General features: G+C 57.4%; 1 rRNA gene. It reads right to left on the bottom strand.

Annotated features, from left to right (window positions below):
• Nucleotides 1-175: 175 nt before the first annotated feature.
• Nucleotides 176-1,697: ribosomal RNA gene (locus tag ACZ4MO_RS18755) — 16S ribosomal RNA — on the bottom strand.
• Nucleotides 1,698-1,943: the final 246 nt, after the last annotated feature.

Here is a 1,943-nt window from a genome sequence, read left to right as displayed (position 1 = left end):
AGCCCCGAAGGACACGTGCGAGCCGGCAGGTACTGACACCAGCAAGACCGAAGAAAGCTCTTTCGTCAATGTTCCACCCATGAGCAACCACCCACCACACGTACGGCGATGGCGTGGCACCTGAACCACCCACCCACCAGCAAACACCGGCAGGCGAGGGTTGGTAGCTCCTTAGAAAGGAGGTGATCCAGCCGCACCTTCCGGTACGGCTACCTTGTTACGACTTAGTCCCAATCGCCAGTCCCACCTTCGACCACTCCCCCCGCGAACGGTTGGGCCATGGGCTTCGGGTGTTACCGACTTTCGTGACTTGACGGGCGGTGTGTACAAGGCCCGGGAACGTATTCACCGCAGCGTTGCTGATCTGCGATTACTAGCGACTCCGACTTCATGGGGTCGAGTTGCAGACCCCAATCCGAACTGAGACCGGCTTTTTGGGATTCGCTCCACCTTACGGTATCGCAGCCCTTTGTACCGGCCATTGTAGCATGCGTGAAGCCCAAGACATAAGGGGCATGATGATTTGACGTCATCCCCACCTTCCTCCGAGTTGACCCCGGCAGTCTCCCATGAGTCCCCGGCATAACCCGCTGGCAACATGGGACGAGGGTTGCGCTCGTTGCGGGACTTAACCCAACATCTCACGACACGAGCTGACGACAACCATGCACCACCTGTGCACGAGTGTCCAAAGAGACCACCATCTCTGGTGGCTTCTCGTGCATGTCAAGCCTTGGTAAGGTTCTTCGCGTTGCATCGAATTAATCCGCATGCTCCGCCGCTTGTGCGGGCCCCCGTCAATTCCTTTGAGTTTTAGCCTTGCGGCCGTACTCCCCAGGCGGGGCACTTAATGCGTTTGCTGCGGCACGGAACTCGTGGAATGAGCCCCACACCTAGTGCCCAACGTTTACGGCATGGACTACCAGGGTATCTAATCCTGTTCGCTCCCCATGCTTTCGCTCCTCAGCGTCAGTTGCGGCCCAGAGACCTGCCTTCGCCATCGGTGTTCCTCCTGATATCTGCGCATTCCACCGCTACACCAGGAATTCCAGTCTCCCCTACCGCACTCTAGTCTGCCCGTACCCGATGCAAGCTCGAGGTTGAGCCTCGAGTTTTCACACCAGACGCGACAAACCGCCTACGAGCTCTTTACGCCCAATAATTCCGGACAACGCTTGCGCCCTACGTATTACCGCGGCTGCTGGCACGTAGTTAGCCGGCGCTTCTTCTGCAGGTACCGTCACTTGCGCTTCTTCCCTGCTGAAAGAGGTTTACAACCCGAAGGCCTTCATCCCTCACGCGGCGTCGCTGCATCAGGCTTTCGCCCATTGTGCAATATTCCCCACTGCTGCCTCCCGTAGGAGTCTGGGCCGTGTCTCAGTCCCAGTGTGGCCGGTCGCCCTCTCAGGCCGGCTACCCGTCGTCGCCTTGGTAGGCCATCACCCCACCAACAAGCTGATAGGCCGCGAGCCCATCCCTGACCGAAAAACTTTCCAACCACCCCCATGCGAGGACGGCTCATATCCGGTATTAGCCCCGGTTTCCCGGAGTTATCCCGAAGTCAAGGGCAGGTTACTCACGTGTTACTCACCCGTTCGCCACTAATCCACCCAGCAAGCTGGGCATCATCGTTCGACTTGCATGTGTTAAGCACGCCGCCAGCGTTCGTCCTGAGCCAGGATCAAACTCTCCGTAAATGAACAACGCCCACCACCAAGCACAGCCCGGCAGTGAACAATCCATACGAAGCGAACCCCAACAGGGTTCACAAAACTGGCATCAACACGAAAGATGACATCATCTTCCGAAATCAACCAAAGGAATCCCAGACACAACCAACCCAACCACCCGACGGGCAACCAGGCCAGCCATGCCACAGGGACAAAAAATTTGGCATTGACTAACAAGCACACTGTTGAGTTCTCAAACAACCGACACACACC

It is taken from the genome of Sphaerisporangium cinnabarinum (assembly GCF_055567015.1).
This window is presented reverse-complemented; position numbering and strand designations above follow the sequence as displayed.